We start from the raw sequence: 13,139 nt of genomic DNA on the forward strand, positions 1-13,139 counted from the left end.
ACTCAGGCGGGCGCGCGTCACACCGGCGGTCCAGTCACACCAGCGGTTCAGCGGTGCGCGACCGCCGATTCAGCACGCCGTCGAGCACGCGTGTGGAGACCTCCACCGCGACGATGCCCACGACCGCACACACTCCCGCGACCGCCATCATCGGACCGTTCGACGAGTCGAGGTGGAACCACCGCTGGCTCAGCGGAAGCATGAAGATCAGCACGTACATCCCGACCGAGACCGCGAGCAGCAGGATCTTCCACCAGTTGTAGGGACGCGCGACCACCACGAGCACGTACACCGCGACCGCGATCATGGTCGCGAGCGCGGCCGTGGCCGCCTGCGTCTGGACCGCGCCGACGGTCTGCGTGGCGTTGGCGACGGCGGCGATCCCGTCGGAGGGCCGGGTCGCCGCGTTCGCGACGTACCCGCCCAGGGCCGCGGAGTAGTCGCGGTTCACCAGCAGGAAGCAGACGAACGTGGACAGGCCCACGATGATGCCGTTCGGCACCGCCTGCGTCAGCACCCGGCGGACGAAGCCCGGCTGAGCGCGCTCGTTGTTCGGCGCCAGCGAGAGGATGAAGGCAGGCACCCCGATGGTGAACCAGGCCGAGATGGTGACATGGATCGGCTGGAACGGGTAGCTGATCGACGCCCAGCCCATCACCTTGGCGAGCAGCCCCGCGCCGCCGATGAGCAGCGCCAGCAGCACCGCGTACACCGTCTTGGTGAGGAACAGGTTCGACACGCGCTCGATGTTGCCGATCACCCGGCGCCCCTCGCCGACCACGTAGGGCAGCGTCGCGAACTTGTTGTCCAGCAGGACGATCTGCGCCACCGAACGCGCGGCCGACGAACCCGAACCCATCGCGACGCCGATGTCGGAGTCCTTGAGCGCGAGCACGTCGTTGACGCCGTCGCCGGTCATCGCGACGGTGTGGTCCTTGGACTGCAGGGCCTTGACCATCGCGCGTTTCTGGTCCGGGCGCACCCGGCCGAAGGCATCGTGGTCGGCGATCACTCCGGCCAGTTCGACATCGTCGGTCGGCAACTCGCGAGCGTCGACGGCGGTCTCGGGCGAGCCGAGTCCCAGCGACTCCCCGACGGCGCCCACCGATCGAGCGTTGTCGCCGGAGATGATCTTGACCGCGACGTTCTGCGACTCGAAGTACTCGATGGTGTCGCGGGCGTCGGGTCGCACACGCTGCTCCAACACCACCAGGGCGGTGGGCACGAGCGTTCCGGGCACCGCCGTGTCGGCCGTCGGCTCGGTATCGACCGGAACATCGGTGGTCGCGACCAGCAGCACCCGCAATCCGGTCGATCCGAGGTCGGATGCCAGCCGGGCCGTGTCGCTGTCGGGGTCGAGCAATACGTCGGGTGCGCCGATCAGCCAGTTCCCCACCGAGACGCCGGACGCGTCGATGAACGACATGCCGGAGAACTTGTTGGCCGAACTGAACGGCAGCACCGCGGAGGTCGACCACTCGGGAGCGTCCGGGAACGCCTCCTGGATCGCCGCGATGCTGGCGTTGGGCCGCGGATCGTGCGCGGCGATCGCCGCGAGGGCCGCTTCCACATCCCCCTGCTTCACCGCGCCCGGACCCGAGCCGGGTGCCACGATCCGCACCTCCGACAGCCGCATGCCGTTCTCGGTCAGGGTGCCGGTCTTGTCGGTGCACACCACATCGACGCGCGCCAGACCTTCGATGGCCGGGAGTTCGTTCACCAGGCACTGCCGCTGCCCCAGGCGGACCACACCGACCGCGAAGGCGATCGATGTCAGCAGCACGAGGCCTTCGGGCACCATCGGAACCAGCGCGGCGACCATGCCCAGCAGTGCGGTGCGCAGCCCGTTCTGGCTGATGAACAGCTGGTTGATGATCGTCAGGATGCCCGCCGGGATCAACAGCCAGGTGATCACCCGGAGGATCTGATCGATTCCCGAACGCAGCTCCGACGACACGAGCGAGAACTTCGAGGCCTCCGCGGCGAGCTTGTTGGCGTACGAATCAGCGCCGACCTTGGTGGCGCGATACGCACCCGAGCCGGCCACCACGAAGCTGCCGGACATGATCTCGTCGCCGAGAGACTTATCGACGGCGTCCGCCTCGCCGGTGAGCAGCGACTCGTCCATGTCGAGCGACTCCGACTCGATGGTCTCGCCGTCGACGATCACCTGATCGCCGGGACCGAGTTCGATGACGTCGCCCAGCACCACCTGATCCGAGGGGATCTCGGCGGCGATTCCGTTGCGCCGGACCACCGGTCTGGTCTGTCCGACGATCGCCAGCCGATCGAGGGTGCGCTTGGCGCGGACCTCCTGAATGATGCCGATGCCGCTGTTGGCGACGATCAGCAGCCCGAACAGTCCGTTGATGAACGAGCCGGTGGCGGCGACGATCAGGAACAGCACCCCGAGGATTGCGTTGATCCTGGTGAACACGTTGGCCCGGACGATGTCGGCGACCGAGCGGCCCGACTTGTCGGAGGTGACGTTGACCTGCCCCGCCGCGACGCGTGCGGCCACCTGCTCGTCGGTGAGCCCCGGATCACGCTCGGTGGTCGTCGATGTGGTCATGCGGATCGCTCCCACCAGGTCGGATCGGAAAAGGCTGTGCCGCTGCGGCTGTGCGCGACCAGCGTGGCGCCGGGCCGCGGCACGCAGATGTCGACGCCCACCCGGTCCGCCTCGGTCGTGAGTCTGCCGACGGGGTCGGCCCACGAGTGCCGCGCGAGATTGAACGTACCCCAGTGGATCGGGACGAAGAGCGCGTCGCGCTCGTCGCCGTTCAGCAGTCGATGGACCACGAGTGCCTCTTCCGGGTCGACGTGGACGTCCGGCCACACGGGATCGTAGGCGCCGACGGCCACGAGGCTGAGATCGAACGGGCCGAGCGCCGCGCCGGTGTCGGCGTAGCTCTCCGTGAATCCGGTGTCGCCCGAGAAGAAGAAGCGGTGCTGCGGTCCCACGGCCGCCCAGCTGACCCACTGGGTCAGGTTGCGGGAGAGTCCACGGCCCGAGAAGTGCCGGGCGGGCACCGCGTGGAGGCTGATCGTGGTGCCGCGGACCGTCAGATCCACCTGTTCGAACCAGTCGGCCTGCCGAATGCGCGCGGCATCGACACCCCATGAGATCAGATGCGCCGCGACACCGATCGGCACGACGAAGATCGCGTTCGGCTGTGTCAGCGCGATGGTCAGCACCGTCGGGGTGTCCAGATGGTCGTAGTGATCGTGGCTGATCAGCACGACGTCGAGCGGGGGCAGCTCGCCGGCCGTCAGGGGCGCCCGGTGCATGCGCCGGGGACCGATGCTCTGCGAGGGCGAGCAACGGTCGGACAGCACCGGATCGGTGACGATCCGCACGCCGTCGAGTTCGACGGCCATGCTCGCATGGCCCAGCCAGGTGGCCGACAGCGCACCGGGTTCGTCGGAGAACTCGGGACGCAGAACCGGGACGCGGCGGCCGGGCCTCCCCCGACGCCGCATCATGTCGATCATCACCGACATGTCCGGCCCCTGGACCTGAGCGGCGGCCTCGCGGTTGGCGAAGACTCCGTCCGTCGCGAACCGCGAAGCCGCGGTCATCGGTGCGATCTGTTCGCGGCTCGCGCCCACCGCGTGCACGGGCGGCAAGATCCGTGCCGTCCGCGCGAGTCTCGCCTGTACTGCCGAAGCGCTTTCGGCGACGGTGTTTCCCAGTGTCCTCACGCTTGTCTAGCGTAATCGTTGTCGAAACCGCCGGAGTTCTACACAAGGAGTGCCGCGCCATGCCGCCCACGCGAAGCCCGTACGTCACCGATCCCGCTGACTACTGGGGCGGGATCGACGACGCGGTGCGCCGCGCCGGACTCGACTCCCCTGTGCTCGCACTCGATCTCGGGGCACTCGAACACAACATCGCCGATCTGCGCGCCCGCGCCGGGGGCGTCCCTATCCGGGTGGCCAGCAAGTCGCTGCGTGTGCGCTCGGTCATCGACGACGTCCTCGGGCGCGACGGATTCGCCGGCGTCCTGGCCTACGACGTCGCCGAAGCGCACTGGCTGGCCACCGAATCCGGGATCACCGACGTACTCCTCGGGTACCCGACGGTCAGACGGGGCGCCCTGGAACGGCTGCTGGCCGACGAGACGGCGTGCGAGCGGGTGACCCTGCTCATCGACGACCCGGCTCAACTCGACATCGTCGACGACGTCGCCGCCGCGCGGCGGCGACCGGAGGTCCGGATCGCGATCGACCTCGACGCCTCCCTGCGCGCCGCCGCCGGCCACGTCCACGTCGGGGTCCGCCGCTCCCCCGTTCACACCGTGGAGCAGGCACGCTCCCTGGCGCGCACGGTCGTCGCGCGCGACGGGTTCCGTCTGGTGGGCGCGATGTCGTACGAAGCGCAGGTCGCGGGGGTCGGAAACGAGGTCGCGGGCAAGTTCCTGACCAACACCGCGGTGCAGACCATGCAGGCGGTGTCGATGCTGGAACTGCGGCGCCGCCGCGGAAAGGCGATCGCGGCGCTGCGCGAGGTGGCCGACCTGGCGTTCGTCAACGCCGGCGGCACCGGATCGCTGGAGGAGACGGCCAAGGACCGGGCGATCACCGACATCGCCGCGGGCAGCGGCTTCTTCGGCGGACATCTCTTCGACACGTACAGGCACTTCCGTCCGGCGCCCGCGCTGTCCTTCGGACTCGACGTTCTGCGCCGTCCCGACGACGAAATCGTGACATGTGCCGGGGGTGGATGGATCGCCTCCGGACCCCCGGGACCCGACCGTCTCCCCAAGCCGGTCTGGCCCGCCGGCCTGCAGTTCATCGGTACCGAGGCCGCGGGCGAGGTGCAGACTCCGCTGCGCGGTTCGGCCGCACGGTCGCTGACGGTCGGCGATAGGGTGTGGTTCCGGCACACCAAGTCGGGTGAAGTGTGCGAGAGGTCGGAGTCGGTGGCCCTCATCGAACGAGACTCCGCCGGGCGTGCGGACGTCGTCGAGGTGGTTCCGACCTACCGTGGAGAAGGGAAGTGTTTCTTGTGAGCCGAGCGGCATCGGGTACGTGGACGAACTGGGGCGGGACCGCGCACTGCGCCCCCAGCAGGCTCATCGTCCCGCAGAGCGTCGACGAACTGGCCGCCGCCGTCCGGGCCGCGGCCGAACGCGGTGAGACGGTGAAGCCGGTCGGCGCAGGCCACAGTTTCTCGGAGATCGCCGTCGCACCGGGCATCCAGGTCGGCATGTCGGGATTCCAGGGCGTTCGCGCCGTCGACGCCGACCGCAAGCGCATCACCCTCGGAGCCGGCACCCATCTGCACCAGATTCCGGCGATGCTCGAGCCCCTGGGTCTGGCGATGACCAATCTCGGCGACATCGACCGGCAGACGGTCTCCGGTGCCACGTCCACCGGCACGCACGGCACGGGCGGGGCGTTCGGCGGTATCTCCACGCAGATCCGCGGCGTCACGCTGGTCGACGGAACCGGGCAGGTCCGCACCGTCGGCGAGGACGACCCCGACCTGAAGGCCGCAGCTCTCGGCCTCGGCGCACTCGGCGTGCTGACCGACGTCACGCTCCAGCTGGTGGACGCCTTCGCGATCGAAGCTGTGGAGGCGCCCGCCGACGCGGACGAGACCATCGACGGCTTCCTCGATCGAGTCGCCTCCGTGGATCACTACGAGTTCTACTGGTTCCCGCACACCACCCGCACCCTCACCAAGACCAACACCCGGCTGCCCGCGGGCACCCCCGCGAACGGACCGTCCAAGATCCGCCGCTACATCGACGACGAACTGCTCTCGAACGGGATGTTCCGGGTGCTGTGCACGCTCAGCGCCACCCAACCGCGCGTGGTCCCCGCGATCAATCAGGTGTCGGGGCGGGCCCTGTCGGCGCGCACATACACCGACCGCTCCGACAAGATCTTCATCTCCGCACGCAACGTTCGGTTCCGCGAGATGGAGTACGCGATCCCCCTCGAAGCGGTACCGGAGGCGCTGCGCGAACTGCGTGCCACCATCAACCGGCGCAGGCACAAGGTGAGCTTCCCGGTCGAGGTGCGCGCGGCCGCGGCCGACGACCTGATGCTCTCGACGGCGAGCGGCCGGGCATCGGGTTACATCGCGGTACACCGCTATCACCGCGACGACGTGCGCGACTCCGAGGCCTACTTCCGCGACGTCGAGGACATCATGGTCGCGCACGGCGGCCGGCCGCACTGGGGCAAGATGCACACCCGCGACGCGGAGTACCTCCGCAGTGTGTATCCCGAGTTCGACGACTTCCTCGCCGTCCGGAATCACTTCGATCCGAACCGCACCTTCGCGAACCCCTATCTGCGGCAGACCCTCGGCGACTGATCAGCGCCCCTGAAACTCAGCGTCCCTGAAACACCGGGGCACGCTTCTCCGCCCGCGCGGCACGGGCCTCCTGAACGTCCTCGCTGAGCCACGCCGCGCGCATGGCGGCCGCTCGTTCCTCTGGCGCGTCGTCTCGCGCCCCGTCTCCGGTGAGCACGAGCTTGTAGTGCCGCAGGGTGAGCGGCGCGTACTCGGCGATCTCGGCGGCCCACTTCTGGGCGACGGCCAGATCACCGAACCTGTTGGCGAAGCCGAGCGTGAGGGCACGGTCCGACGAGAGCGGCTCGCAGCCGAGCAGCATCCCGCGCGCCTGGCCCGCACCCACCAGCGACACGAGCCTCCTGATGGTCCACTCGTCGACGGCGACGCCGATCTTGGCCGCCGGAATCCCCGCGAACGCCACATCGGCCATCACCCGGAGATCAGCCGCCATCGCCAGCTGCAATCCGGCTCCGAGCGCGGCGCCGTTCAGTGCGGCGATGACGGGGACGGGAGTCGATTCGATCTGCTCGATGAGTGCGACGAGCCGGTCCAGGAACGACTGGTCGTAGACGGGACCGGAGAGGTCGGCGCCAGCACTGAAGACATTGCCCCGACCGGTGAGTACGATGGCGCGGGCGCCGCCGTCGACCGCGGCCGTGAACGCCGCCGAGAGGCCCTGGACCATGTCCTGATCGAGGGCGTTCCGCTTCTCCTCGCGGGCGAGTTCGATGGTCGTCACGGATCCCACGGTGCTGCTCACAATCATGCGGGCATGCTATCCACCGCGCTTCAGCGGTGCCCTCCGGGCCCGACTTGATACTGAACCATTGACAATTTGTTGTGTTTTCCCAACACTGTGTTCTGTGAGTCCGATCAGGCGGGGACCCAAGCTCCCCATCTACAACCGCATCGCCGTTCTGCGCGCGGAGCGGAAGATGTCACGGGCGCAGTTGGCCGAACTGGTCGACATCAATGTTCAGTCGGTCGGCGCGCTGGAGCGTGGCGACAACTATCCGAGCCTCGACCTGGCGTTCCGGATCTGCGACGTCTTCGGCCTGCCGGTCGAAGCGGTCTTCAGCCGGACCGAGTTCACCGCCATGTCGACGGAACTGTACGGGGGACCCGACCATGCATGACCCGAACTACGTGTTTCCAGACTCCGCTATCCCCGAATGGGTGCGGCGGTACAGCCGGTCGGCGGCGCGACGCCACGACACCTTCGTCCGAACCACCGGCACGTGGCTGCCCGGCCTTCGCAACCGCCGCGGCCGACGATTGCTGTCGTCGGTCCTGCTGATCCTGCTCTGCGTGGTGGTGATCTCCTCGATCGCATCGTTCTGGGCGCCGCTGTGGTCGGCCGTGCCCTTCGCCATCGGCCTGGTGACCTCCCTCGTGGTGCTGATGATGCTGCGAGTGGTCACCGAATCCATCGCGGGCGCACCCGCCGACACCCTCGACGAGTTGCAGCTGACTCAGCGCAACGCCGCCCGCGCGCTCAGCTACAACCTGCTCCTGCCGCCGATGATGGTCGTCTACGCCATCCTCATCGTCCTCGGCTACCGCGACTACGTCTCCGGTGAGACCGTCATGTCGATCGCGTGGCTGCTGATCGCGTCCGTGTACGCGCTCTCCTGCGTTCCGGACGTCCTCATGTCCTGGTGGATGCAGGACCCCGAACCCGAACACTCCAGCGACGAGATCTAGGAGATCCCCGTGCCACAAGCACTGAACATCAATCACCTCGCCAAGTCGTACGGCTCCGTGCGGGCGCTCGACGATGTCACCTTCTCCGTGGCGCCGGGCGAGATCTTCGGATTCGTCGGCAGCAACGGGGCAGGCAAGTCGACGACGATGCGCATCGTGCTCGGCGTGCTGGCCGCCGATTCCGGCGACGTGCGGCTCGGCGACGCGCCCATCGACTTCGACGGCCGCAAGCGGATCGGGTACATGCCCGAGGAGCGCGGTCTCTACCCGAAGATGAAGGTCGGCGATCAGCTCGCCTATCTCGCACGGCTGCACGGATTGTCGAAGTCCGAGGCCGCCGACGCGACCGAGAAATGGACTCGCAGGCTGGGCATCCACGGTCGGCTCGGCGACCAGGTCAACGACCTCTCACTCGGCAACCAACAGCGCGTGCAGCTGGCCGCCGCACTGGTGCACGACCCCGACTTGCTGGTGCTCGACGAGCCCTTCTCCGGGCTCGATCCGGTGGCCGTCGACGTGATGAGCGAAGTCCTCACCGACAAGGCCGCGCAGGGCATCCCGGTCATCTTCTCCTCGCACCAGCTCGACCTGGTGGAGCGTCTCTGCGACCGAGTCGGCGTCATCTCCGGCGGGGTGATGAAGGCACTCGGCACCGTCGACGACCTCCGTGCCCGCGACGGCCTTCGCTTGGAGGTGCGCGGCCCACGGTCGGAGACCCGCTGGGCCGACGGCCTGCCGGGCGTCACCGATGTGGAGTACCGCGACGCTTCGGCCGTGCTGCACATCGACCACGGAACCGACGACCAGCAGATTCTCACCGCCGCGATGGCCGCCGGCCCAGTGCACCGGTTCGCCACCACCGCCCCTTCCCTGACCGAGCTGTTCCGAGAGTTGGTGTGACGAAATGAATTCCACGTTGAACAACATCAAGCTCGTCGCCGGGCGCGAGATCAACACCCGCGCGCGGGAGAAGTCGTTCATCATCTCGACCGGCGTGATGATGGCGGTGATCATCATCGGCGCCATCGTCTGGTCCGCACTGTCCGGCGGCGACAGCGTCGACAGGGTCGGGATCGTCGGCGCAGACGCCGGACTGTCGGCGACCATCGAGTCCGGCGGAGACGCCGCCGGACAGCGGATCGAGACCGAAGTGCTGCCGAACGCCGATGCGGCGCGGTCGGCCGTCGGCGACGGGGATCTGGCCGCGGCTCTCATCGTCACCGGACCCGGTGCCTACACCGCCGTCAGCAAGAACGGCATGGATCCGACGATCGAAGGCGTCCTGCGCGGTGCCGTCGCCCAGCGAGATCTGTCGGAGGCGCTGTCCGCCCGCGGCGTCGACGCCGCCTCGCTGCCGCAGCCTCGTTTCACGCTGGACCGGACGCAGGCCGAGAAGCCCGACGAGGCGCAGCGTGTGACCGTCGCCCTGATCGGATCGATCCTGCTGATCATGACGATCATGATGGGCGGGCTGATGGTGGCAGTGGGCGTGGTGGAGGAGAAGTCGTCGCGCATCGTCGAACTGCTGCTGTCGGCCGTGCGTCCGCTCCAGCTGCTCTGGGGCAAGATCCTCGGTATCGGCGCCATCTCTCTGGCACAGGTGGTGCTGATCGGAGCGACCGCGCTCATCGCGGGCCGCGCCACCGGGCTCCTCACCCTGACCGGCACCGCGACCACCGTCTTCGCCGCCGTGATCGCATGGTTCCTGCTCGGATTCCTCTTCTTCGCCGCGCTCTATGCGGCCACCGGCGCGATGGTGAGCCGGCAGGAGGAATTGAACTCCAGTTCGGCACCGCTGACGATCCTCGTGCTCGCCGCACTGTACTCCGGCACCTTCGGCATCCAGGCGCTCGATTCCACGCTGATTCAGACGCTCAGTTGGATCCCGCCGTTCAGCGCAGTGCTGATGCCCATCCGCATCGCGACCGGAGACACCGATCCGGGACAGGTGATCGGCACCTTCGCCATCATGATCGCCGCCTGCCTGCTCGCCGTCTGGGTCGCATCGCGGATCTACACGCGGTCGATCCTGCGCACCGGCAGTCGCATCAAGTGGGGTGAGGTGGCCGCGATGGTGTCGGGCCGGAAGTGAGCCGAGGCTGCGCACCCGGCTTGAGCAGCAGAGGTTGCCAGAGGTTTTGTCAGAGGGCGGCGGTAGAGTTCGAACATAGAAACACAGCAGAAGTGTTCTCGGGCACTGTGCAGGTCGAAAGGGGGTGGGTTCGATGGTCACGTCAGAAGTGCTGCTGCCGGACGACCCGGCCGCCCTCGCCCGCCTGTTGGAGGCTGCGGCGACCAAGTTCGCGTCCCTGCCACTGTCCGCGGTCCCCGAAGACACCCTGCTGGAAACCGTCGAGACATTGGAACGCACGCATCGTCGTCTCGACGGTGTCGACGCGGCAGTGTTGGTGGAGGTCTCCGACCGCGGCGCCTACCGCAAAGCCGGATACCTATCGGTGCACCAGTACCTGGCGCAGGGGTTACGGCTCGGTGACGGTGCCGCCCGCCGCCGGCGCGTCAGTGCCGCCGGGATCGGACGGTTCACCGACCTGCAAGGACAAACCCGCGAACCGGTACTGCCGGCGACCGCGGTCGCGGTGGGCGAGGGTGCGATCGGTGCCGACCACGTCCGCGAGATCGACGCCGTCATGGACAAGATCCCCACCGCCATCGACGCCGACACCCGAGCACGCGCCGAGGCACAGCTGGCCTGGGTCGCCCGCGAGCTGAGTCCGGCCGGAGTCCGCACCGCCGGCATCCGACTGCTGGCGCACCTGGATCCGGACGGGACCGTCACCGACGAACGCGACCGCAAACGCCTGCGCGGCTTCACGATCCTGCCCCAAGATCTGCGGCTGATGAGCAAAGTCCGCGGCTACCTCACCCCGGCCCTGCGCGCGGAAATGGAAGCCGCACTGCCGTCGTGGGCGGCGCCGGGGATGAACAATCCCGACGACCCGGATTCCCCGTCGGGGACGGTGGAGTCGGCCGACCCGGCCGCTCTGGCGGCCGCGGTGGAGCGTGATACTCGCACGCCGGGGCAGCGCACCCATGATGGTCTGCAGGCGCTGCTGCGCGCCTCCCGCAGTGGTGTTGGGGGTGGTCGGCGGTCGGGTGATCTGGTCGTCACCGTCACCGACCACGAGTTGGCCGAGCAGGCCGGGATCGCGTTGACCGCGACCGGGACCCGGCTGCCGGTGGCGGAGTTGATCGAAGTCGCCGCCACCGCGACCCCGCACCTGGCCGTCTTCTCCGCCCACACCGGACAAGCCCTCTACCTCGGACGGGGACGTCGGCTGGCGTCGCGGGCGCAGCGGTTGATGCTCTTCGCCCGCGACCGCGGCTGCACCGCCCCCGGCTGCGACGCCCCGTTCACCCGGACGCAGGCCCATCACTTCCCCGACTGGGCCGACGGCGGACCCACCGACATCGACCACCTCGGGGCGGCGTGCGGGCGCCACAATCGCTCCGTCGGCCCCGGCCGCGGGCAATGGCAGACGATGATCCTGATCGACGGTCCCCACGCCGGCAGAGTCGCCTGGCGACCCAGCGGCAACACCAGCCGCGGCTGGACAAGACCGCCCGGGTGGCGGATCAACCAGATCCACCACGCCGAACTCTTACCGGATCACGAACCCCAGCCGCCGCCTGAACGCAGCGAATCCCGGATCGAGAACTACCTCGACACACTCCTGGCCGCCTGACCGGACACACCGCTGGCGCCGGCGCCTGATCGTGGGGACGATGGACAGCATGGCTCCATCGAACGACTTCGGTCCCGACGACTTCGACCGCTTCGCCCGCGAAGCCGGAGAAGGCTTGCGGAAGCTGCTCCGTCAAGCCCTCGACAATCCTCGGACCACGCTCACCTGGGCCGACATCGCGGCCTCTGCCACTCGCCCGCGCACGTCGCCGGAGCCTGAACAGGATGCCGGGATCATCGACGCGGAGCCGGGCGTGTGGGCCATCGTGCGCGACGACGGCGGCCCGCGCGTGGAGCGGGTCTTCGCCACCGAACTCGAAGCACTGCGCGCCAACCAGCAGAACACCGATCCCGCGCGATCAGTTCAGTTCCTCGAGTTCGGGGCCGACCTCACGGCCAACTGAGCCGGCTGTCAGATCGTGACGACTCCTCGACCGGTCGCTCCGCCGGCGAGAATGCGGTCGAGTGCCTGCGGCAACTCGTCGAGCCCCACCTCGTAGGTCAGCAGATCCAGATGCTGCGGGCGCAGGTCGGTCTCGAGTCGCTGCCACAGGGCACGCCGGGCGGTGATGCCGAGCTGGACCGAGTCGATGCCGGCCAGGGTCACCCCGCGCAGAATGAAGGGCATCACCGTGGTCGGCAGGTCCGCCCCGCCGGTCAGACCGCTCGCGGCGACAGTACCGCCGTAACGGACAGTACTGAGAACGTAGGCGAGCGTCCTTCCGCCCACACAGTCGACGGCCGACGCCCATCGCTGTTTGTCGAGCGGACGGATCCTCGCCTCGGGGTCCTCCGGGAGCCGGCCGATCACCGACGACGCCCCCAACCGGGTGAGCAGGTCCACAGCATCGGGTTTGCCCGACGATGCGACGACCTCGAAACCGAACTTCGAGAGCAGATCCACACTCACCGAACCGACACCGCCGCTGGCGCCGGTGACCAGGATCGGCCCGTCGGAGGGACGATAGCCGCCGTCCAAGATCGCTTTCACACTCATCGCCGCGGTGAATCCCGCAGTGCCGATCGCGGCGGCCTCCCGAGTCGAGAGAGATTCGAGACGAACCACCTGGTCGGCGGGGACCCGCGCGTACTCGGCGTACCCCCCGTGACGGGCGGTACCGATGTCGTAGCCGTGAGCGACCACGAGGTCGCCCGGCGCGAACTCCGGTGAGGTCGATTCACTCACCACTCCAGCGATGTCGATGCCCGGAACGATCGGATACTCGCGGACCACGCCTCCGCGTGGCGTGACGGCCAAAGCGTCCTTGTAGTTGATGCTCGAGTACTCGACCTTGATGGTCACCTCGCCCAGAGGGAGGAAGGTGTCGTCGACCGTCTCCGCGGCCAGGCTGATGCCGTCAGCGCTCTCGCGTGCCACCATCGCGGTGAATGTCATCTTCGCTCCTTGGGTGTGGGGTG

General features: G+C 68.4%; 12 protein-coding genes. 8 read left to right on the plus strand and 4 right to left on the minus strand.

Annotation, left to right across the window (positions count from 1 at the left end; translation table 11 throughout):
• Positions 1-34: 34 nt before the first annotated feature.
• Together ACE11G_RS14155 and ACE11G_RS14160 are read right to left on the minus strand one after the other, a co-directional pair.
• Positions 35-2,572 (minus strand): HAD-IC family P-type ATPase, encoded by a 2,538-nt coding sequence (locus ACE11G_RS14155; RefSeq protein ID WP_375002628.1) that lies wholly within the window; start codon positions 2,570-2,572, stop codon positions 35-37.
• Positions 2,569-3,621, minus strand: coding sequence for an MBL fold metallo-hydrolase (locus ACE11G_RS14160; protein ID WP_375004163.1), 1,053 nt, complete (start codon positions 3,619-3,621; stop codon positions 2,569-2,571). Before ACE11G_RS14160 ends, ACE11G_RS14155 begins: the two co-directional genes overlap by 4 nt.
• A gap of 143 nt (positions 3,622-3,764) precedes the next feature.
• Between ACE11G_RS14160 and ACE11G_RS14165 the strand changes: the two genes are divergently transcribed.
• Both ACE11G_RS14165 and ACE11G_RS14170 read left to right on the plus strand, forming a co-directional pair.
• Complete coding sequence (locus tag ACE11G_RS14165; protein ID WP_375002630.1) at positions 3,765-5,015, plus strand: alanine racemase; 1,251 nt, start codon at positions 3,765-3,767, stop codon at positions 5,013-5,015.
• Positions 5,012-6,331, plus strand: coding sequence for a D-arabinono-1,4-lactone oxidase (locus ACE11G_RS14170; protein ID WP_006894621.1), 1,320 nt, complete (start codon positions 5,012-5,014; stop codon positions 6,329-6,331). The genes ACE11G_RS14165 and ACE11G_RS14170 overlap by 4 nt, the downstream gene beginning before the upstream one ends.
• Positions 6,332-6,347: 16 nt before the next feature.
• On the opposite strand, the gene ACE11G_RS14175 is transcribed toward ACE11G_RS14170, so the two are convergent.
• Positions 6,348-7,079 (minus strand): enoyl-CoA hydratase, encoded by a 732-nt coding sequence (locus ACE11G_RS14175; protein ID WP_375002632.1) that lies wholly within the window; start codon positions 7,077-7,079, stop codon positions 6,348-6,350.
• A gap of 97 nt (positions 7,080-7,176) precedes the next feature.
• Between ACE11G_RS14175 and ACE11G_RS14180 the strand changes: the two genes are divergently transcribed.
• From ACE11G_RS14180 to ACE11G_RS14205, 6 genes are all read left to right on the plus strand, one after another.
• Entirely contained in the window at positions 7,177-7,449 is a 273-nt protein-coding gene (locus ACE11G_RS14180; RefSeq protein ID WP_006894618.1) for a helix-turn-helix transcriptional regulator, read from the plus strand.
• A complete protein-coding gene (locus ACE11G_RS14185; RefSeq protein WP_006894616.1) occupies positions 7,442-8,017 on the plus strand; it encodes a hypothetical protein in 576 nt (191 codons plus the stop codon). Before ACE11G_RS14180 ends, ACE11G_RS14185 begins: the two co-directional genes overlap by 8 nt.
• 9 nt (positions 8,018-8,026) lie before the next feature.
• Entirely contained in the window at positions 8,027-8,917 is an 891-nt protein-coding gene (locus tag ACE11G_RS14190; RefSeq protein ID WP_006894615.1) for an ABC transporter ATP-binding protein, read from the plus strand.
• 4 nt (positions 8,918-8,921) lie between these two features.
• Positions 8,922-10,109, plus strand: a complete 1,188-nt coding sequence (locus ACE11G_RS14195; RefSeq protein ID WP_375002635.1) for an ABC transporter permease — start codon at positions 8,922-8,924, stop codon at positions 10,107-10,109.
• 133 nt (positions 10,110-10,242) lie between these two features.
• Entirely contained in the window at positions 10,243-11,721 is a 1,479-nt protein-coding gene (locus ACE11G_RS14200) for a DUF222 domain-containing protein (protein ID WP_375002637.1), read from the plus strand.
• Between the two features lie 49 nt (positions 11,722-11,770).
• Positions 11,771-12,124, plus strand: coding sequence for a hypothetical protein (locus tag ACE11G_RS14205; protein ID WP_006894606.1), 354 nt, complete (start codon positions 11,771-11,773; stop codon positions 12,122-12,124).
• An 8-nt stretch (positions 12,125-12,132) separates the two neighbouring features.
• Here the strand turns inward: ACE11G_RS14205 and ACE11G_RS14210 are convergent, their stop codons facing one another.
• Entirely contained in the window at positions 12,133-13,116 is a 984-nt protein-coding gene (locus ACE11G_RS14210; RefSeq protein WP_375002639.1) for an oxidoreductase, read from the minus strand.
• Positions 13,117-13,139: the final 23 nt, after the last annotated feature.

The organism is Gordonia sp. PS3 (assembly GCF_041950545.1).
GTDB classification, from domain to species: Bacteria; Actinomycetota; Actinomycetes; order Mycobacteriales; family Mycobacteriaceae; genus Gordonia; species Gordonia sihwensis.